At 62.0% G+C, this 19821-nt stretch carries 19 protein-coding genes and 1 pseudogene; 6 read left to right on the forward strand and 14 right to left on the reverse strand.

Translation table 11 applies throughout. The features are described from left to right. Positions 1-376: pseudogene (locus Q319_RS27960) on the forward strand (IS1 family transposase); the annotation flags it as partial. A 122-nt stretch (positions 377-498) separates the two neighbouring features. Here the strand turns inward: Q319_RS27960 and Q319_RS0116970 are convergent. Next, complete coding sequence (locus tag Q319_RS0116970) at positions 499-1203, reverse strand: hypothetical protein (RefSeq protein ID WP_029483650.1); 705 nt, start codon at positions 1201-1203, stop codon at positions 499-501. Between the two features lie 381 nt (positions 1204-1584). After that, complete coding sequence (locus Q319_RS0116975; protein ID WP_051655504.1) at positions 1585-2802, reverse strand: AI-2E family transporter; 1218 nt, start codon at positions 2800-2802, stop codon at positions 1585-1587. A 256-nt stretch (positions 2803-3058) separates the two neighbouring features. Here Q319_RS0116975 and Q319_RS0116985 point away from each other — a divergent pair, with 256 nt between their 5' ends. Beyond that, positions 3059-3325, forward strand: coding sequence for a hypothetical protein (locus Q319_RS0116985; protein WP_029483652.1), 267 nt, complete (start codon positions 3059-3061; stop codon positions 3323-3325). Between the two features lie 98 nt (positions 3326-3423). Here the strand turns inward: Q319_RS0116985 and Q319_RS0116990 are convergent, their stop codons facing one another. Genes Q319_RS0116990 through Q319_RS0117000 form a run of 3 tightly spaced genes read right to left on the reverse strand, consistent with a single transcriptional unit; the run spans position 3424 to position 5668 of the window. After that, a complete protein-coding gene (locus Q319_RS0116990) occupies positions 3424-4728 on the reverse strand; it encodes a DUF2254 domain-containing protein (protein ID WP_029483653.1) in 1305 nt (434 codons plus the stop codon). After that, positions 4725-5183, reverse strand: a complete 459-nt coding sequence (locus tag Q319_RS0116995; RefSeq protein WP_029483654.1) for a hypothetical protein — start codon at positions 5181-5183, stop codon at positions 4725-4727. The genes Q319_RS0116990 and Q319_RS0116995 overlap by 4 nt, the downstream gene beginning before the upstream one ends. A gap of 5 nt (positions 5184-5188) precedes the next feature. Next, positions 5189-5668: an MgtC/SapB family protein gene (locus Q319_RS0117000; protein ID WP_415813835.1), complete on the reverse strand. Its 480-nt coding sequence runs from the start codon at positions 5666-5668 to the stop codon at positions 5189-5191. 14 nt (positions 5669-5682) lie between these two features. Between Q319_RS0117000 and Q319_RS0117005 the strand changes: the two genes are divergently transcribed. Continuing rightward, complete coding sequence (locus tag Q319_RS0117005; RefSeq protein WP_029483656.1) at positions 5683-5874, forward strand: hypothetical protein; 192 nt, start codon at positions 5683-5685, stop codon at positions 5872-5874. A gap of 106 nt (positions 5875-5980) precedes the next feature. Here the strand turns inward: Q319_RS0117005 and Q319_RS0117010 are convergent, their stop codons facing one another. From Q319_RS0117010 to Q319_RS26385, 6 genes are all read right to left on the reverse strand, one after another. Continuing rightward, positions 5981-7306 carry a S1C family serine protease gene (locus tag Q319_RS0117010; RefSeq protein WP_029483657.1) on the reverse strand — a complete coding sequence of 442 codons (1326 nt, stop codon included), beginning with the start codon at positions 7304-7306 and terminating at the stop codon, positions 5981-5983. Between the two features lie 375 nt (positions 7307-7681). Continuing rightward, complete coding sequence (locus tag Q319_RS0117015; protein WP_029483658.1) at positions 7682-8644, reverse strand: hypothetical protein; 963 nt, start codon at positions 8642-8644, stop codon at positions 7682-7684. Positions 8645-9008: 364 nt separating this feature from the next. Then, positions 9009-10037, reverse strand: coding sequence for an endonuclease/exonuclease/phosphatase family protein (locus Q319_RS0117025; protein WP_081846116.1), 1029 nt, complete (start codon positions 10035-10037; stop codon positions 9009-9011). Between the two features lie 29 nt (positions 10038-10066). Continuing rightward, positions 10067-10888, reverse strand: a complete 822-nt coding sequence (locus Q319_RS0117030) for a hypothetical protein (protein ID WP_029483660.1) — start codon at positions 10886-10888, stop codon at positions 10067-10069. A 366-nt stretch (positions 10889-11254) separates the two neighbouring features. Further along, positions 11255-13915: a transposase gene (locus tag Q319_RS26380; protein ID WP_081846117.1), complete on the reverse strand. Its 2661-nt coding sequence runs from the start codon at positions 13913-13915 to the stop codon at positions 11255-11257. Further along, the gene (locus tag Q319_RS26385) at positions 13912-14433 is read right to left on the reverse strand and encodes a helix-turn-helix domain-containing protein (protein WP_081846118.1); all 522 of its coding nucleotides are present in this window, start codon (positions 14431-14433) and stop codon (positions 13912-13914) included. Before Q319_RS26385 ends, Q319_RS26380 begins: the two co-directional genes overlap by 4 nt. Positions 14434-14697: 264 nt before the next feature. Between Q319_RS26385 and Q319_RS29150 the strand changes: the two genes are divergently transcribed. Both Q319_RS29150 and Q319_RS0117050 read left to right on the forward strand, forming a co-directional pair. Next, on the forward strand, positions 14698-15144 hold the full coding sequence (locus tag Q319_RS29150) for a transposase family protein (protein ID WP_162178667.1): 447 nt from the start codon (positions 14698-14700) through the stop codon (positions 15142-15144). After that, positions 15141-15905 (forward strand): transposase, encoded by a 765-nt coding sequence (locus tag Q319_RS0117050; RefSeq protein ID WP_051655505.1) that lies wholly within the window; start codon positions 15141-15143, stop codon positions 15903-15905. Before Q319_RS29150 ends, Q319_RS0117050 begins: the two co-directional genes overlap by 4 nt. Before the next feature lie 274 nt (positions 15906-16179). Here Q319_RS0117050 and Q319_RS0117055 read toward each other — a convergent pair whose 3' ends face one another. Beyond that, the gene (locus tag Q319_RS0117055; RefSeq protein WP_081846121.1) at positions 16180-17025 is read right to left on the reverse strand and encodes an HD-GYP domain-containing protein; all 846 of its coding nucleotides are present in this window, start codon (positions 17023-17025) and stop codon (positions 16180-16182) included. On the opposite strand from Q319_RS0117055, the gene Q319_RS0117060 reads away from it, so the two are divergent. Continuing rightward, a complete protein-coding gene (locus Q319_RS0117060; RefSeq protein WP_029483666.1) occupies positions 17002-18024 on the forward strand; it encodes a transposase in 1023 nt (340 codons plus the stop codon). The genes Q319_RS0117055 and Q319_RS0117060 overlap by 24 nt on opposite strands. Positions 18025-18435: 411 nt before the next feature. Here Q319_RS0117060 and Q319_RS0117065 read toward each other — a convergent pair whose 3' ends face one another. Both Q319_RS0117065 and Q319_RS0117070 read right to left on the reverse strand, forming a co-directional pair. Next, the gene (locus Q319_RS0117065; RefSeq protein WP_034415583.1) at positions 18436-18975 is read right to left on the reverse strand and encodes a hypothetical protein; all 540 of its coding nucleotides are present in this window, start codon (positions 18973-18975) and stop codon (positions 18436-18438) included. A 348-nt stretch (positions 18976-19323) separates the two neighbouring features. Then, a complete protein-coding gene (locus tag Q319_RS0117070; protein WP_029483668.1) occupies positions 19324-19623 on the reverse strand; it encodes a hotdog family protein in 300 nt (99 codons plus the stop codon). Positions 19624-19821: the final 198 nt, after the last annotated feature.

Raw genomic sequence — 19821 nt, forward strand, 5'->3', positions numbered from 1 at the left:
CATCCGCATCGAACGCGCCGCTGGCTCCCAGCGGCGCGTCGATCAGGAACTGGCCTCTCTCGGCTACAACACCCCCAACACCTCGGCAGTGGAACGGCACAACGGTACGGCCCGGCGCATGAATCCGCACCAGGTCCGCAGAAGCCTCGCGTTCGCGAGGCTTCCCCACGTCCGTCAGACGGTAAGCGATCTGGTGAATGGGGTCTACAACTTCTGTCGGGTGAACCGAAGCCTGCGGATCAAGCTGGATGAACCTGTGGGACGTCGTCAATATGCGCAGCGGACGCCAGCGATGGCCATCGGGATCACGGACACGGTGTGGAGCGTGCTGCGCCTGCTCGGCACTGTGGTCGTGCCAACCCCATGTCGGTCATGATTCCAGTCCACCACCGACTTTGCCAACGGAATCGCATTGGAACAGAAATCCGCCCTTGGAAGGCGGATTACAATTTGAGGATGATTAGCGGTCATTATTTGTACTGCGCTCAGGTCCGTAGTTTAGGGAGTATGGGCCTCCTGCAACCAGCGCCTCACAGCGTCAGCATGCTGGCTGGACATGCGCTGAAGCGCAAATATCAGCGCATCATCCACCGCGCCGCCATCCAGCAGTGCGGCGGATTCGTTACCAAGTCCCTCTGGGTTCCCAAGCAACCAATGGGGCACACGTCGCTGGAGGCGAAACACGTTGCCACCGCCCGCAATGTTGTCCAGGTTCAACGGATCAAGACGCAGCCTTTCAAGAAACTCCTCGTGGAACACCATGGTGGGCCACACCTGCGCCCAGGGTGATGTCCCGCGTGTCCACAAGGCGTCCAGTGCATCATCGGAGGCGCTCCAGGCAAACGTCACATTCAGTGCGTTGATGACCTGAAGGGCAACCCTCCAGCCGTGTGGAGCTGCGCGCACTGTTCGCCGCAGTGATGTGGGCAGTGAGAGGCGCATCAGGGCATGATCTGCGATCGGACTATGCCGCTGGTCAGACAGCGCATATGCAACCTGCACGAGCGGCACATCCTCCCCCTGTTGTTCCGCGTGGTGCCACGTGTCCAATTCGGCGTCCGTCCTAGATGCCGGGTGAACCGACCAAACCTCCGCATTCTCCTCGCATGGTGTTTGAGTCCAATGCAGAGCCGCGCCAGCGGGAGGTAGCTTGGCATATTCAGTTGGCACCAGCAGGATCAGGGTGTAAGGTGTGCTGCTCATCTCAGGTCACTTCCCGCAGCTTACCTGACGTTCTGCCAGGTCTGGACGTGTGTCTACACGCTGTCCAGCCGAATTTACAACCATCACGCCACGCCCCTCAACGAGGTTAACGGCGTCCATATCCACGGCACCCTCCACCACCCAGCGGGCCAATGCACCACTTGCTTTTGCCACTTCGCAAATGAACAGGATTCTGCCCAGGCAACATCTCGGCAAAGGGGGTGATCACATCGGTGAACCATTTCGACGCTTTGAATATCTCCAAATGGTGTCAGGCGGCGCTGAGGTTTCTCTCAGCGCCGCCTGACAAATGGGCACAGTCGAATTGAGAGGAGCTGGCTGCGAGACAGATGGGCCGATTTTCCTGGAGCTCCCCCCCATTCACCCCGCCACTTCCTTCTCGTGCCCTCCCGTTTCCACCTGCACTTCTTCTGGGACCGCACCTGCAATGCCCCGGTACGCCTGGCTGGTCATCCAGTACCGCTCGAGCCAGCGCTTGAGCAGCGTGGCGGTAGGAATGGCGATGATCGCGCCTACCGGCCCGGCCAGCGCCAACCCAACGAGCAGCGCAATCAGGATGGCGGCGGGGCTAAGGTGGACCACCCGGCCCATGATCAGCGGCCCCAGCACGTTGCCCTGCAACTGGTTGATGATAAAGAACAGCGCGGCCACCAGCCCGATGGTCAGCCCGCCCTGCGGAATGGCCTGCAACATGGCTACCACGGCGGCCAGCACGATCCCGATATACGGCACCAGACTCAGCAGGCCGCTCAGCGCCCCCAGCGCCAGCGCGTTCGGCACTTTCAGGGCCAGCAGACCCAGCGTGGAGAGAACTGCCCCCGTCAGCATCAGCAGCAACTGGCCGCGCAGGAAGCCGCCGAAGCTCTGGGCCACGTCCTCCGAGAGCCGCAGCACGGTGGGCTGCGACTGGCGCGGAAAGACCCGCAGCAGGCTTTGGCCCACCCGCCCGTAATCCAGCATGAAATACGCCGCCAGCGTGACGATAAAGCCCACCTGGCCCAGCCAGCCCACCAGATTGGACAGCGTGTTCAGCACACTGGGGCCGGAGTTGAGCAGCCGTTCCAGCAGCGGCCCGGCGTTCTGGGTGATGTTGGTGGTCTGTTCGTCGATATAGCTGCTGACGCTGTCCTTGAGGCCCTGCACGCCCTGGAGGGAATCCAGCCGGTCAAGCACAGTGAACAGCGCGATCTTGAGGTTGACGGCAATGACTGGAATCCCCGCAATCAAGCCCGTGACCTGCTGGCTGAGGGTCATGATCAGCAGCGTCGTCAGGCCCAGCGCCACCATGATCAGCAGCAGCACGCCGATCATGCGCCCGACGCGGCGGCGTTCCAGCCATTCCAGAATCGGGTTGACCAGAAAGGCCAGCCCGTAGGCAGTCAGCACGGTCAGCAGCACGCTGGCGAGCAGCTGGCTGCCCCACAGCAGGACGCGCACGGCCAGCACAATCAGCACGGCATAGAAGATCAGCCGCACCAGCGGAACGGCCCACAGCCGCCGGATCAGGTCACGCACATCGTTTGCTGCCCGCCAGTCGCGCACAGGCGTGCGTGGGCCAGAGGGGGGCGGCTGGGTCATGTCCTTATCCTGCCACTTTGGGAGGGTAAATAGTGGCGCTGCGACGTTGACCCCGCTTCCGCCGCTGGCACGGCACCTGCTCCCGTGCGGAGGGGTCAGAAAAATCTGTGCTGCGTTGGCTGAAGCGAACGACTGGGTTCGACCTGATCTTCCTGAAGACGGACGCGTTGCACGTCCCGCAGCTCAACCCCTGGTTTGCCGAGAACATCGCGTCGCGCACTGGGATGGACGCATCCCACGGGACGTGCGATATGACGTGAGCAGCCTGCTGCTCACGTCGCGGGAAGCCGAAGACATCTGGCGACAGCATTGGGGCATCGAAAATCGCAGCCATCACCGCCGCGACACGATCTTCCATGAAGATCGCTTTCGACTGTGCCGGAGTGCGCAAGGGCTGACCGTGCTACACGGCATGCTTTTGACCTTTCTGCACGCACAAACACGGTGCCTGACCAGCGTGGTCAGGTACCTGCGTGATGACCCCTTCGCCGCTCTCAACCTCCTGGATTTTGAACCTGGTTGAGATAAAAGCCTGGGCTTTCCCTGCTGTCCTCCAAAAAGTTTCCGGACGACTGTATACGAGAAGATGATCCAAACCTCCCCTGACCAGCGGCGGGCGCGTCAATGGTTCAGCTCAAGCTCGCCACCAAGGACCCGGAGAACGTGCTGATGGCGTTCTTCCAGGTCCTGCCGGTCGGCTTCCTCCTGAGTCTCGCGCAACGCCGCCCGCAGGGTCAGGTCCGCGTGTCGCCGCAGGCTGATCCGCCGCGTCGGCGCCCGTTCTTGCTCGACAACTGTCGCCAGGACCTCCAGCAGCCGCAGCATGACTGCCGGATGCGGAGCCCCGTTTTGCCGGATCTGGTGGAACATCACATTGGTGAGGCCCGCATAGTCGGTCACCGGGACCATCAGGCGCAGGTTCTCGCCTACGAAATGCTGGGCAGGTGGTGCCTCACGCCCACTGATTCGGCACAGGGCGGCCCCCAGATGGTCCAGGACCCCGATGGCGGTGAAAGGATCGTTGATACCCGGAGAAAGAGCCCGCACCGCCATCTCCACCAGTTGTTGCGCCGCGAACTCCACGTCCTGCGAGGAGGTGCGCCGGGGACCCGTGATCAGTGCGCCCTGCACGTCCTCCAGGGCCGCCGGGGCCGTCTGCGCGACGACCATCCCGGGAAACACGAATTCGCCGGGCCGTACGGTCAGACGGATCACCGCGTCGTGACGCTCGGCGAGCCGCAGCAGCGCGCCCACATCGAGGGCTTGCAGGTAGCCGCTGCCGCTGGCGCGCACCTCCTCGGCCTGGACAGGACGGCCAGCAGGCGAAGTGGACGCAGTGATCCGACGCCCCCTGTCCCGCTCGGGAAACTGCGTCTCGATGGCTGCCGTGAGTTCGCCCGCGACCAGCCGGACGACCCGCTCCACGTTGATCCCGCCCGCGATGTGTGCGATGAAGTAGATCAGGACCGCCAGGCTCAGAAGGGCCAGCAGCAATCCCACGGTCACGGCCACATGCGGCACGAAGGGACTCTCGTCGCCGCCACGCACGGTCCGCAGGACCAGGAGGCAGAAGGCGAAGGTGGCGATAAAGGTGCCCAATGTGACCTGGTTGCCCCGGTCGCGGGTGAAGTGTTCCAGCAGCCGAGGTCCCATCTGGCTGCTGGCGAGCGACAGCGCCGCGATGGTAATGGAAAAGGTCGTGCCCGCCACCCCGATCACCGAACCCGCGATGGCCGCCAGCATGGCGCGTGCCCCGTCCACGCTTCCGCCATAGATCCACGGCAGACCGCGCAAAGCACTCCATCCCACTCGTTCGTCCAGGTTGATGACCTGCTCAGCCAGCACTACGGCCCCCAGCGCCATCAACGCGGGCAGGAACCAGAAGCTGTTCCGCACGTCCACCCAAAGGGCCGTCAGACGGGTCATGCGGGGGTTCTCTGTTGACGGCGGCGCAGAAGTTGGCCCAGGCAAATGCCCAGCAGAACGGCGAGGACGTTGATGCCCAGAGTCAGCAAGAGGTCAGCCGCACTCGACAGACCTGACGGCATGAGATCAACCAGGACAGTTGATTCGTTGCCCGTGAAGTTGAGAGGCACGTTGATGGTCATAACGCTGGCAATAATCGTTCCAATCTGTGAGCCACAGATTGGAACGAGCGAGGCCCACCATGCGCTGATGCCTGCCCGCATCAGGAGGGCAATCAGCAGAATAGGCAGGAGGAAGCTGGGTGTGAGGTTGATGTCAGGGAAGATATGGAATTCGAAAAGAAAGGGGCGAAGTGTCTGGGGACCGTAGCTGATGGAAACAGTGTTCATCCCAATGCCCACCAGACTGCTCGCTAGGACGTAGCCCAGCGTGAGCATTCCCAACAGCCGCAGCATCCGCCCTATTCCTGATCCTCGGCAGCACTGTCACCCTCCCCCTCCGTCAGCTTCCGAACCACCCCCAGCGTGAACAGGAACAGCAGCGTAGCCCCGGTCGCCAGGACGTACAGGTGCAGGCCACAGGCCACACCCACGCCCGCCGTGGCCAGCAGGCCTGCCGCCGTGGTCAAGCCCTTGGCCTTGCGCCCCCGGTCCGAGAAGATCGCGCCCGCACCCAGAAAGCTGATGCCGCTGACCACCGCGCCCAGCAGGCCGATCATGTCGAAGCGCACACCGTTGTCCTGGTCCCCGAAACTGATGATCAGGGTTTCAGCCAGCACCACGAACAGGGCTGCGCTCATGCCCACGAGCATGTGCGTCCGCAGGCCCGCGCTGCGGTGTTTGCGCTCCCTTTCCCAGCCAATCGCGCCACTGAGGATAAAAGCCACCAGCAGCCCCTGCATCAGCTTGAGTTCGTTCCAGATTGCTTCGATGGCTTCCATGAAGGGCAGTGTAAATGGAGACCTACAGCGTCTCGGTGATCGCCCAGGCGGGATTGCAATTCGATCTGCGCTCACCGCAAAAGACAGACCGATATGAGGCCAGGGTGTTCAAGCTGCGAGCGCAAAGCGGCGCGTACCGCCAGCGCGCGCGCGAGCTGGGACTCAGCAAGAACACCCTGATGGAGATCGTCCACCGACACCGCTAAGGCAGGGAAGTGGATTGAGGCGGGCGAAGCCGGCAGTCTCGATCTTTCCTGAGCGTAGAAGGGCGTGCGGGTCTTGAAGTGACTCCCTTTTGATGGGGAGATCCCCTCACTGGAATGACGCCGCGTCCAACGTCACTGGCACCTCGCGCTCCTCACCGTTGCGCACCACGGTCAGGGTGACCGTGTCGCCCTCTGTCTTGTTGATCAGGATGGCCTGCAAGTCTTCCAGGCCGTCTACTGGCTTGCCATCGGCGGCCACGATCACGTCGCCGCCCACGCTGACCGCGCCACCCTGGAACTCCTCGGTGCGCGTGCCGCCCTGAAGGCCGGCGGCAGCAGCAGGCGTGCCAGGCTGCACCTGCCCCACCACCAGCCCGGTTTCTGGCAGATTCTGTTCCTGCTTGCCCTGGCCGTTCAGCAGGCCCAGCCCCACCGGCACCTGTCCCTGCGGTCCCTGCACCACCAGGCCTACCGTGATGCCGATCTGGGGGAGGGTAATCACGTTGCCCTCCGCCGCCTGGAGACGCGGCAGCAGGTTTTTAGCCGCGTTGATGGGAATGGCGAAGCCCACGCCCGCACTCTGACCCACACCGCTGGACTGGCCGCTGGGCGAGAGAATCTGAGTGTTGATCCCGATCACCTCGCCCGCGCTGTTGAGCAGTGGCCCGCCGGAGTTGCCGGGATTAATGGCTGCGTCGGTCTGGATGGCTTTCTGCGTGATGCCCTCGCCGCCCCCCGAGAAGCCGATGGGAATCTGGCGTGCGGTGCTGCTGACGATGCCCTGCGACACGCTGAAATCCAGCCCAAAGGGCGCGCCCATCGCTATTGCCTTCTGACCCACCTGCAACTGGTCACTGTCGCCCAGTGGAATGGGCCGGATCAGTGACGGGTCCAGTCCCTCTGCGCGGATCAGCGCCAGGTCGTACTGCGGGGCCAGGCCGATGACTTTGGCCTCTACCGCCGTGTCCTGGTTGATGACCCGGATGGTGATGCGGCTGGCCGCACCGCTGCCACCCTCACCCGCCACGACATGGTAATTGGTCAGAATGTCCCCGGCGTCGTTGACGAAAAAGCCGCTGCCAACGCCCGACTGCCCCTGGCCCTCCTCGCCCATCATGCCGAAGGGGTTCTGCGCCGCCGCCTGCTGCTCGGTGTTGATGTAGACCAGCCCCGGCTCGAAGCGGTCCACCACGGCGATGGTGTTCTGCTCGTATTGCAATTTCGTGCCTGCCTCCAGCCCCAGCGCGGCGGGCGCGGCAGTGGCGTCGGTGGCGCTCTGATCGCCAGTCACGGCGGTATCAGGGGTGACCGCTGTGGTCTCTACCGGGGTGGTCTGTGTGGTTGTGGTCTGCTGCGATCCTGTGTCGCATGCAGCCAGACCCAGGGCCAGACTGCCCAGCAACAGGGCGGTGGCGATTCCTTTGATATTCATGGTTTTGGCCTCCTTGAGGTCAGGTCATACGGACTCCGATTGACAGGTGTCGAAAACACCTGGAAATCCGAGCAGAGCGAGAAGGAGAAATACGGGTTCCGGGCGTGGACTGTAGAGATCGGAGCTGTCCCGATTTCTACACGGAACAAACGGAATCCGTATCAGACAGCGTGAGATCAGGTAGGGGAAGGACTTCACCTCTGGAGAAGAAGTTCAGCCCGCCACGTCAACAGGCCGTTCTCAACATCTGGTGTGCATTGAAATGCCATGCACCGTTTCTACAATCTGGGAGTCATGACCGAGTCAAAAACAGCGGACAGTCCGCATTCGGTCGTCCGCTGTTTTTGTTATTCAGAAAAATTCTGGAACTGGAGATCAGGAGCGCTGGAAGTCCCAGACCAGGCGGTAAGTGCCGAATTCCCTTTCCACACTGAACGAGACCCGGCTCTTCGCGCCGCGCTCGTAGATATAGGTCAGGGCGTAGTCCAGACCCGCGCCAGTATCGGTGGGGTTGACCAGCGTAAAGCCCTGGGCCTTGAACTGGCGGTCATAGAAGGCCATGACCTGCTGCAAGTTCAGGCTCGATCCCTCGATCCGGGCCATCAGGGTGCCGTCGGCATTGATGTCCGCCGCCGTCAGGGCGGACCCCTGCGGGATGGAAAAGTTGACCGTCCCCGCGTTGTTCGACAAGTTGTTCAGCTCAATGGGACCGTAGACCAGGTACTGCACGCCCGCAAAGTCCCTGGCGCTGACCAGCGCATTGCGCCCAGCGGCGGTGTTCTGCTCTGGCGTGAACGTGGTGACGCCCACCACCGTGACGGGCAGCACAGGGGCAACCACAGGTGTTGCAGCGGTGTTCGTGGTGCCGGCATTGCCCTGCGCCATCATCTGCACGCCGCTCAAGTCGAAGGTGGCGCGGTAGCTGTTGTTACCCTGGCGCACCAGGTTCAGCCGAACCTGTGAACCGTTGCGGGTGTACGTGGCCTGGGCGGTGTTGCCCGCCATGTTCTGCGAGGTCCGGGTAAAGCCCTGAGCGCGGAGCTGCTCATCGTGGTAGGTGTAGACCGTCATCAGGGGCGCATTGACCCGGAAGGCCAGGACGGCCGACTGGTTGTCGTACTTGCTGCCGATGACGGTGGCCTGTGGGTGGGCAGACACCTTGAGCGTGGTGGACTGGTTGCTCAGGCCCCCCAGTTCGCCGGGACTGTACAGGGTCCAGGCCAGGCCATTGGTGGTTCCGGACAGCACTGGTTGCTGCTGGGCCAGGGCCACAGGTGCGAGGGCGAGAAGGGCGGTCAGCGCCACAGCGCCAGCATTGCGAATCATATTCTTGTTCATGGAAACTCCTTGATAACACTCCTCAAAAAATGAGAGAACCAGCTCCTGGTTATCAGAACTGACCTTACCAGCAGGCTGCGGCCAGAAAATGAAATGAAGTGCTGCTCAAAATTCTTCATTTCCAGATTGCACAACTTTAATTGAGCGTCCATCAATTTCTGAGAGAATGAATGGTTCTTTAGATGATCCGTTGTTTCGGGACCATCTGCATCCACAAGTCAGATCTTAAAATGAAGAGATATACATGGCTCTCTTATGCGGACTCATCATTCTCTGTATGAGGCTCTCCATTCTTTCTTTAAGAAACCTGACCCGCGCCACATCAAGGACAGGCCACGCACCGCAGAGCGAAGGAATCACGTGATCATGGCTGACTGACGCTGCTTGATGTGGTTCCAGCGTGCAGGCCGAAGCGAACCAGCAGCGGACGGTGGTCGCTTAGCACCGCTGGAAGCACGTGGGCCGCAGTGAAGACCACATCATCTCCCCAGGCGTAGTCCAGCCGGGTAAAGCCGAAACGGGCGGCGTAAGTGAAGCCGAAGCCCACGCCCGCCTGCACAAAAGCGTCGCGCAGGCCGGTGGCCCGCAGCAGGCTGTGGAGTTCGCCGCGTGCCGGGGCGTTCATGTCACCCACCAGCACCACTGCGGCCGGCGCGGTGGCCTGCACTTGACGCACGGCCCCCGGCAATTCCCGCCGGAGCTGCAACCGCCAGGCCACCCGCTCCGGTAGGGTGAGTGGTTCGCCGGAGCGGGCAATGTCGGTGAGCAGGGCCAGGGTGGGCAGGTGAATGTTGACCACCGTGACTTCACCTGTCTCCGTCCGTAGGCGCGTGACCAGCAGGGCGTGGCCCGTCTGGGGAAAACGCAGCGTCCGGCTCTCCAGTAAGGGCAGGCGCGTCAGGGTCAACAGTTCCCCCTGATGCGCGGTGGACCAGCCGGGAAAGGCGGCGCGCACGCGCGCCGCGTAGGTGTCCCCCGGGCGGTCCCTGTACGGCGCTTCCTGAAGGGCCACCACATCGGCTCCTTCCCGCCGGGCCAGCTCGGCGATCCGGGCCGGATCGGCGGAGGCGTCCAGCGTGTTGAGACTCAGCAGGGTGATGGGGTCTGCTGCGGCTGGGCGTTCACTGGGGAGCACCAGACCCACCTGAAACACCAGGAAGGCTGCCGCCGCCGCATTCCAAACCACCCAGCGAAGTTGGCGCGTGCGCCACGCCAGCACACCGAACAGCGGCAGCAGCAACTGCGGTGGAATCAGGTCGATGACGGCCACCCACCACCAGTGTTCGGAGGTCTGGCGGGCCAGGACGGCCCACCCCACCACCAGCGCGGCCAGCAACACGGAAGCGGCGCGCGGATCGGGGACGCGGGCCTTCAGCCGCATGGTGGATGCCATGCGGGCAGGTCACCGTTCAGCGTCACCCCTCAGGGACCCAGTGTGACCCTGGACCGCGACGTCGAGAACGAGGCGTTCAGGGTCAGGCTGTACGTCTCGCCCGAGCGGGCCAGTTGGTAGGTACGGGACAGCTCACCGCTGTCCCGGTCCGCCGTTTCAACGAAGCCCTGGGACTTGAAAAACGGCAGGTAAAAGTCTTCCAGATCTTTCAGGGTGTAGGTACCGTAGAACAGCATGCTGGCTCTGCGGTCCCGGTAGCTGATGATGTCGATCAGCACGTCGCCGGGTGGGGTCAGGAAGATCCGTCCCGGAACAATCTGCACGGTCTTTAGGTCGATGGGTTCAGCGTAAACCCGCAGGTTGTCGGGAGCCTGACCCACCAGCAGGCGCTCGGGGAGGTCACCGCTCCGGAACTGATACAGCGCCTGAATGTTGCCAGTGGCTCCCTGAAGCACTTGCACCTCAATCAATCGGTCCGTGCGGCGCAGCAGGGCGCGGGCGCGGGTGTCTTCCGGGTAGACGCGGAAAGTTAGTTCAAAGCCCTGGCGCTGAAGTTGGTCTGTGGCGAAATCCAGCGCCCCCCGGACATCCAGGGCTGGGGTGGGGCGGTACGTGATCAGCGCCGTGCGGGTGCCGGCGTCGTAACGGGTCCCCAGCACCTTGGCTTGTTCTGGCGCGCTGAGCCGCAGGCGGTTCTCTCCTGCTTGCAAATCGGTCAGGCCGCCCGCGTACAGGCCCCAGGGCAGGGTGCCGGTGGTGCCGCTGAGCAGCGGAGCAGGCGTCGTCTGGGCAGCGGCGGAAAGGGGGGCGCAGGCCAGCAGGGCTGCGAGAATAAAGCTTTTCTGGTTCATGGTTGACCTCCAGTCCACCCACCGTACCCCGTTGTTGCATGCTGTCCGGCGCTTTAATAACTTCCCCTCAAGGACGTCCAGCAGCGCTGCTGAGGTGGGAAAGCCGGTCCAGAAGTAGTTCCAGGGCCTCCCCCTCTGTGCTGATTCCTTGATGCGGTCCTCTGTTCATCGTCCACCTGTCCTCGTCATCGTTCTACCCAGAGCGACAACCAGGACCGTGCGGAAACGAAGGTTATCGCAATGATTTGGACAGACTGATGGAATGCGATGGCCCACGTTGCGAAATTCTGTTGCATGGTGACGCGAATTGGCAACCCGTGTTTACAACCTGATTCACTAAAATTTCGCCCTTCGCCAGGTCGAGCCTTACTTTGAAGGGGAACAGAGAATGGCTCCCAGTTCAGGCAGTGGATCATCTAATCCTCGGAGATCCACCGAAGCTTCACAGGCACCCCCCTCCCAGCTCACGCGCAAATGGGGTTGAGCGGTCGGACTCTCCAGGTACAGCAGACCTTCTTGAGCCACTGGCAAAGATGCATCCGGAACCAGGGTGCCCTCAGAGTCCCGAAAGTGGGCTACAGCACCAGCTGGCACGGTCTGGCCATTGGGCAGGGTCAGATGCAGCAGCGCGGTATACACCCGGTGGACTGGGAAGATGACCTCAACGCTGTTTCCGGGCAACGGAACCACTGCAAGTCGCACGCCACCAACCTGAGCTTGAAACGGGAGATCGGTGACCTCAATAGAAAGCCAATTGGTGGTCAGCGGTTTGAGACCCGTCACAACCAGGCTGCCGTGGGTGTCTGTTCTGCCCACCAGTTGGCCATTGAGGGAGACGCGCACTCCCGGAAAGTCAGCCACCCGCACGAGTGCTCTGGCGCCACTGGTGGTTTTGGAAGCAAAAGCATGTCCGGACAGAAATCCGACCTGCCCGGATGCCGACAGGTTGAGTGCTGCTCCACCTGAAGCACTGGCCCTGACGTCGGCTTTTAAGTTGGCTGCTGCCGCCGCCCAACCCACTTGAGCTTGACCGGCAACGCCCCGCTCATTGACCGCAGCGCTCACCTGATAGCTCAGGGAAGAGCCGGGTGCGGCATTCTGTTGAACTGTCACTTGCGCGTCATGCGGCGCGGCCGAAAGGCTGGCGCTGACCCGGCTGCTCAACGGCACCGTAAGCCTGACCGCTGCGGTCAATGACGTTTTCGGTGTGCCCCTCACTCCATCGGACACAGGAGTCACCCGTGTAGCGGCAGCGGTCAGGTTGAGGGTACTCGTTTTGCTCAGGGGATAGCTGTAGCCTGCGGTGACGCGGGCCGTGTTCGACTGGTCTCCTGAAAGCGCCCAGTTGGACGAAACACTCAGGTACCCCGCGCCCACCGCACGTCCGAAGCTTCCTTGCAGCGACAGCCGGGGGGAAGATGTCCCTGCGGGCAGACTGAGGGAAGCCTCAGCCCCTGGATCAATAAATTGGTCGCTGCGCCAGGCAGCAGAAGCGCCGTAATTCCAGGGACCTGACGTTCCGGCGACCTCCAATCGGGCCGCTGCTCCCCACCCGAGAGGTGAGGCGCTGAGCGAGGCACTGCCCTGGACCAGCCCCAGGCGCTGAACGCTTCTGGCAAAGGACACGCCGAAATTCTGTGTCATGGGCGTGGCGTCAAGCCGCAGTTCAGCCGTCAGGTCGGGGCTGATTCCCCAGCGGCGGCCATAGGTCAGCGCGGGTGTGCGGTAGGCGTTCAGGCCAAAGCCTGCGCCGGAGCGTCGAAATCCGGCGGCGAACCCACTCTCGGAGAGGCCCGCACGGAGCAGCGGCGCGTAGCGTGCGAATGGTACCCGCCACTCTCGGCGGGCCCCACGGTCATCTTGCAGCACGATCCGGGCTTCTCCCACCGCTCCTGAGACGGGAACGTCAGAGAGTTGGAAAGGCCCTGGAGGAATTTCACGGCTCATGACAAGGTGCTGCTCTACGAAGACATCGACCCTTGAAGGCCGGGCAGCCAGGCCCTCGACGATCAGCACCGGGTGGGGATCGCTTCCCAGGCCACCGGCCGGTGAAGACAGCCACAGCACGCCGCCCAGAGGCAGCCCCGCGCCTAACGCTCCCGAAGGTGAGGTCACGTCTCCAGCTTGAACGACAGAACCGTCCTTTGGAGAGACCCAGGTGAAGGTGGTGGCCTGTACTGTGAGTGGCTGCGCCGTTCCCTCCGAGGTGAAACTGAAGTTCAACCCGCTTTGCAGAACGCCCCAGGGGCCGAAGACTTTGGGTGTCAGCGCCACACCTGAACTCCAGCCCTGGGGCGAGACAGAAGTGGCGACGGTGTAGTCCAATACAGCACCGCTGCCTGACTGTTGCGGGGCAAGGCCAGACCCGGAGTGACCATCAAGGGCAGTCAGCGTAAATAGGGCTGGATCGAGGTCAACCTCGGCCAGAAGGTTGACCGGATCGAGGTTGATCTGAGCGGAGTACGCGGAGAGCGGGCGGTAATTTACGCCGTTGACCCTCAGCGCATCGCCCCGTTGTTCTCGCAACCGCCACTGCCGAAGGTCTTCCTCAGCAGCCCACAGCTCGGCTCCGCGCTGGAGGAGCACGGTGGTGCCCAGCGGCAGGCCATTCAAGGTCAACTTGCGCCACACCTCCTCAATCAGATTGAGAAACGGCGCATACGGTGGAAGGTACCGAAGATAGAGCCCCTTTTCCTGCCACTCCGCAGCCCGTTCCCTGAGTTTTGCTCCCTTATGAAAGGGAGCGTTGTCCAACACAACCACGGTGATCTGATCCGGGTCACAGCTTGCGGCCAGGGTGTCGAGGTAAGCGATGACCTGTTCACCGTTGCACGTCCCTTCCAGTTCACGAACTTCCAGCACTTCTTCACCGCCATGCAGGCTGTAGGTGCCCATGAGGTTGATCCGTCCAGCGGATCCCCACCGTGTGGGGATCTCAAATTGTTGCCCGGAACCCCGCTTGAACCAGGTCGCACCTACAGATAACATCAGGCTCAGACCCGTCTGATCGAGATATTTCAGGGTCAATTTGCCGTCCAGTGCCCCCTTTTTAAGGTCTCCAACGAAGATCGGTGTTGCTCGGCGACTTGAGGATCAAGTGTTTTGGCAGGTGAATATCGGGATCGTTTCCAGCTATAGCCCAGTCGTCGGAGATGATTCGACAGTGCCCGAGGCCCAATCAGGAGCTGAAACTGTTCCTGGAGTGCTTCGCAAAGCAGGGTGGCATTCCAGAAGCGGGGTTCTCGCAGTTTCTCATGGAGAAACTGCTCCATCTCTGGCGTGACCCGTCTTGGCTGTCCTGGTGGGCAATCATCGGCCAATCCAGGGATCCCATGCTCTTCAAAACGGGTCAGGTCGTTATGAACCGCTTGGTGGTTCCGGCCAAAATGATTTGAGAGTTGGGGAATACTCCACCCCAATCGGTGAAGCCGCAAGATGCTCACCCGAAGGCGAACCTTCGGATGAGTGTATGGACTGATCTCAAGCTCCTGGAGCAGCTCATCAGCGGCTTGAGAAATTTCTATACGACGGGCAGGACGGGCCATTTCTAAGTCTACATGTTAACTACGTTGTACTTAGATCTTTCAAGATCAGGGTGCAAATAGGGCCGGCTCGAGTCCCTTCGCTCAGGTGCAACAGGATTCAAGGCCATCTGCATACGCTGGTGTAATCCGGCCAGCGGCGGGAGACCCGCCGCTTCCGTGCTGGGGGCGTCGCAGACCGAATAATGGAGGATGGACTTCTCCTTCCTCCCTGACTCCTGGTAGTTACTGGACTCCGTTCAGGACGGCGAGCACCTGATCCTGCGGGTGCAGGATCAATCTTCCAATCACCGTTGCCCTCACTGCCAGCAGCCGAGTGCCCATGTTCACAGTCACTACGTTCGTCGGCTGCAAGATCTCGCTCTTGGACAACGCCCCGTCACGCTGCTCGTTCACACGCGTCGGTTCCGCTGCCTGAATCCAGCCTGTTTCTGTGTGACCTTCGCGGAACGCTGGCCTGACTGGCTCGAACCGCATGCCCAGCGCACCTGTCGACTGGCACAGCGTCAGAGTCAGGTGGCGCTCCAGGTGGGTGGGGAAGGGGGCCATCGGCTGCTTCAGATCTTATACGGATTCCGTTTGTTTCGTGTAGGAATCGGGACAGCGCCGATTCCTACACTCCACGTCCGGTACCCGTTTTTCTCTTTCTCGCTCCGCTCGGATTTCCAAGTGTTTTCAACACCTTTCAATCGGAGTCCGTATCAGGAGAAGTGACGAGCGCCGATACCCTGCTGCGGCTGCTTTGCCGTCTTCCCTTGCCGGAATTCACCACGCTCAGAGTCCTGGGCGTCGATGACTTCTGCTTTCGCCGCCGAAAGACGTATGGCACGATCCTGATTGATCTGGAGCGCCGTCAGGTGGTGGACCTGTTGCAGGACCGTGAAGCAGCCCCACTGGCACAGTGGCTCCAGGATCATCCCGGCGTCGAGGTCATGAGCCGGGACCGCTCGGGTGAGTACGCGCGTGGGGCCGCGTCCGGCGCGCCGGACGCTCAGCAGATTGCAGACCGCTTCCATCTGTTCAAGAACATCCGGGAGGCCGTGGAGACGTGGTTGCGCCATCACCGGGAAAAGCTGCGTGAGTGCCCGGATCCCATGCCACGGTCTTCATCTCTGCCCGACAGACCGCTGGCAAAGCCAGCGGCTCAGCCTCGTCGCACGACGACCCGGGGTCGTTTGCGGGACAGCGTGGCCCGGCGAGCAGAACGGGCACAGCGGTATGAGCAGGTGGCCAGGCTGTTCGCAACAGGACACACCTTCAGTGCGATTGCCCGGCAGGTGGGCCTGGCCCGGAGTACGGTCACCGAGTGGCTGAAGCGTGAAAGCTTTCCGGCACGGCAGACGCCGCCCAGTGGCCTCACCCAGTATGCGCCGTTCATCCGGGCAAGAATGGCGCAGCGGGAGTTGACGGATGGGCCGCTGGCGAATCGTTGTTTCGAGTCGTTGGAGGAGCTTCAGGACGTGCTGGGCCAATAGTGTGCTTGGCTTGAAAATCAGCCGGACCTCATCACCCAACAGACCCTGTTCCACTGGTGGCCTCTCTGTGCTAATTAATTGGAGTCCATATCAGTCGTTCCAACTCGCCCTGCTCAGCATCCGTCAGGGCTCGAAGGGACTGCTTCTGACTTTGCATATGTCGTGGCATCTGCAAAGTCTACTCCTGCGCCAAGTGACCCACTAGGGCATCCCAAAGAGCGTCCCCAGATACTCCAGCTTCACTCAGGATGGTGCATCTTTTCTGTCAGATGCTCTAGGCCAGCATCTCAATGAACACCTGCACCAGCTCAGGATCAAAATGCTCACCTGCCTGTACCTCAATCTCCGCGAGCGCCTGCGCTCCCGTCCACGCCGCCTTATACGGCCTCGGACTCGTCAACGCATCAAACACATCGCACAACGCAAAGAGCCGCCCCTCCAAGCTGATGGCGTCCCCCACCTTCCCTGCCGGGTAGCCCTGCCCGTTCCAGCGCTCATGGTGATCGCGCACCACGTCCAGTGCCGCTGCGGGCAGAAAACCCAGCGCCGTGGCAAAGCGGATGCCCGCCTCCACATGCGAGCGCATCACCGGCCACTCCGCCGCGCTCAGCTTGCCAGACTTCAGCAGCACCGCGTCCGGAATCGCGATCTTGCCAATGTCGTGCAGGTACGCGCCCCAGCGCAGCGCCTGGAGCCGCGCCGGATCCCACGACAAGGCCTCTCCCATCCGTAGGGCCAGCGCGGTCACCCTGTCCGTGTGGCCCTGGGTCTCACCGTCGCGCGCTTCCAGCGCCAGACCGAGCGCCCGCAAGGCCGCCTCACGCGCCTGGATGGCCTGTTCATCGGCGGCCAGGCGTCCAGCCAGGCTGGCGATGGTGCCCGCCACCATACTGAACAGCGCAGCCTCCTCGGCCTGCCAGCGGTGCGGCTCCAGGGTATGCATCAGAAACGCGCCCAGCAGGCGGCCCCCGGCGTCGCAGACTGGGCAGGCCGCCAGACTGGCCACCCCCAGTTCGGGAAAGCCTGCCGTCTGGGGGAACGCGGCGGTGTCATCAAAGCTACGGTGGCAAACTTGACTTGCTAGACTCCCGTTATCATGGCTCGCCAACATCGTCGTCATGCCCCAGACCGAGAAGAAACGCTGCACCGATTGGCTCCGGTGTGTCCCGTCTGCGGCGCATTCGCGCCGCTGGATTACCACAACAGCCGTCGTCTCATAGGGATGCAAGAGCAGGTAAAGTACATCCTCAAGATCCGTCGCTGTCAGAACCAGGCGTGTGGCTGGTTCCGCAAGCCACTTCGTCCGGAAGCGGAAGGGGGATTGGCCCTTCCATACAGTGAATATGGTTTTGATGTCCTGGCTTTCATCGGCCAGGAACGCTTTGCGTTCCACCGCACTGTCCCGGAAATCCATACCCTGTTGGCTCAGCGACAGGTGGATATCAGTCAGCGTCAGGTTACCCACCTGATCGCCCGTTACGAGGAATTGCTGGCGTCCAAACTGATGCGCCCAGACCACTGGCAGGCCAGGCTGCGAGCGCAAGGCCGGGTCATTCTGAGCCTGGACGGTTTACAGCCTGATGTCGGCCACGAAGTGCTGTGGCTGATCCGGGAGGTGCTTTCAGGAGAAGTCCTATTGGCCCGTCCTCTGGTGACCAGTTCACAAGATGACCTTGTTGCACTGTTGATTGAGGTCAAAGAGGCGCTCGGTGAGCGCCTCCCCGTGGTTGGGGTCATTAGCGATGGACAGCGGGCCATTCGTCTGGCGATCCAACAGGTCTTTCCAGATGTCCCCCATCAGTTGTGCCAGTTCCATTCGCTGCGCGAAGCCGCCCGGCCACTGCTGGAGGTGGACCGTCATGCCAAAGTGCAACTAAAAAAGCGTCTGCGAGGCATCAAGAAGATTGAATCCGCGCTGGAAGCGCGCCAGGATCCCCAGGCGCGGGTGCTGCTCCACTACACACTCACCATCAGGAGCGCCTTGACCGATGACGGGCGTCCGCCGCTGGTGGCCGGCGGCTTGCGGCTCCAGGAACGGATCCGTCAAATTCATGACTCGCTGGAGCGCCTCGAAGACGCCCCCCAGAAAAAAGGGGGGGCCAAGCGGATCAAGACCTGAGCCGACTGCGACAACATCTCCAGCAGGCCCTTCAGGACGATGGTCAACCCTGGGAAGCCCTGAGCCAGGCACACGACTCAGTCATGCGTATGGCACAGGTGTTCCAGAATCCCGGTGAGGATGATGCACAGACTGTCCAACAGCAGTTCCAGCGCGTTCTCTTACAGCTGGAACGTCAGCAACAGAGTCTGCCTGAGGTCTCGAGTGCGTTGGCGCACTGCATCAAGGTGTTGACCGCCCAGCAGGACTGGCTCTTTCACTGCTACCGTGTGCCGGGTTTGCCCCGGACGAACAATGCCCTTGAGCAGTATTTTGGCTCGGCTAAGCGATATGAACGCCGTGTCAGTGGTCAGAAATCAGCCTCACCGATTCTGGTCATTCGTGGACAGGTCCGGCTGGTAGCCGCTGCGGCTACCAGGAAGAATGTGGTCCGTCCGCAAGATCTTCAGCCCACAAATGTGGAGCATTGGCGTGCATTACGTCAGAAACTGGAACGCCGTCATGAAACCCGTCGTCTTCAGTCTCGATTCCGACGTGCCCCCCAGGCTTGCCTGGACCAGCTTGAGGCCGACTGGGACAAGTCAAATTTGCCACCGTAGCATCAAAGAACAGTGGGCGCGCGCTGGAGACCAGCGCGCGCATCAGTGGCGTGTCGGCAGGCAGGCCATGGGCAGCGATGTGCTGCATGCCTGGGGTTTGCGGCATCTGCCCCCAGGCGGCGCGCACCTGATACGTCAGGGCCTGCGCGCCGCTCACCTGGAAGTAGGCTGATCCCACGGCAGCGGTGTGGGTGACCAGGTGTTCCAGGGTGGGCGTCACGCCGCTGGCCAGGTCCGGGGCCGAGATGACCAGCCGGGTCAGGGTCAGGACCGACTGGGCCGCCGTGGTGCGGGCGTCTTCACCTGGGGACAGGTCAGACACGCGCGGACCAACAGAGAGAGAAGCAGTCATATCCGCAAGATAGGCCGCTCCACTCACAAGACCGTCACAGTGCAGAAGGAACGAGGCGCCAGTCAGGGGCCGGTGAACCGAATCGAGATGAAGTGGAACTCACGTCCTCGACACTCGTGATTCGTGACCGCTTGCGGGGCATTCCCGGCCTGGTCAGGCCAGGCCCTCACCAGGCCCAGGGGGCCGGGCTGCGTATCGCTGAGCAGACCCGTCCGTTCATCCTGCGGAAGGACAGGACTGTCTCTCAGCGCTGACCGATCTGGTCAGATGCTGAACCACACCAGGGTGCTGGCAACGAGGCAGAGCGGTCTCAATCATCCCTCAAGATCACGGGAATTCTGCTCTTCTTCAGCGGTCCCCAGTGGGGCGCTGCAAGGTCAGTTGCATCTGGCCCACCGTCCGGTCCGAGGCCACGGCCCGGCACGCGAACTGATTCAGCGGTCCCTGGCGGGAGGTGGCCTGGGCCTCGAAGGTGACCGACTCACCGGCCCAGCAAAAGTTCTGGGCCTCGACGCTGGCCTGCGGAATCCAGAACGGCTGGCCCTCGCCCAGACTCAGCCCGGCAAGTTCCGAGAGTTGACCCATCAGGATGGCCACTGGCATGGCGGGATACCGCTCGAAGTGCCCGGCACAGGCGGCGGCAGGCACCTCGGGGATGTAACGGCTCCAGGTGTCCCCCGAGTGCTGGGTGATGCAGACATCTCACTCATAATTGAATGTATGTCTCTCAACAGGGTCTCAATGGACGAATTGGCGTAACTACTCAGCGCGAGAAGTCGGGCATGAGGATGTCACCGCGAAATACACTCACGAGGCCCTGCCAGACATGTATGCCCTGCTTGCGAA

This window comes from Deinococcus marmoris DSM 12784 (assembly GCF_000701405.1).
Lineage (GTDB): Bacteria > Deinococcota > Deinococci > Deinococcales > Deinococcaceae > Deinococcus > Deinococcus marmoris.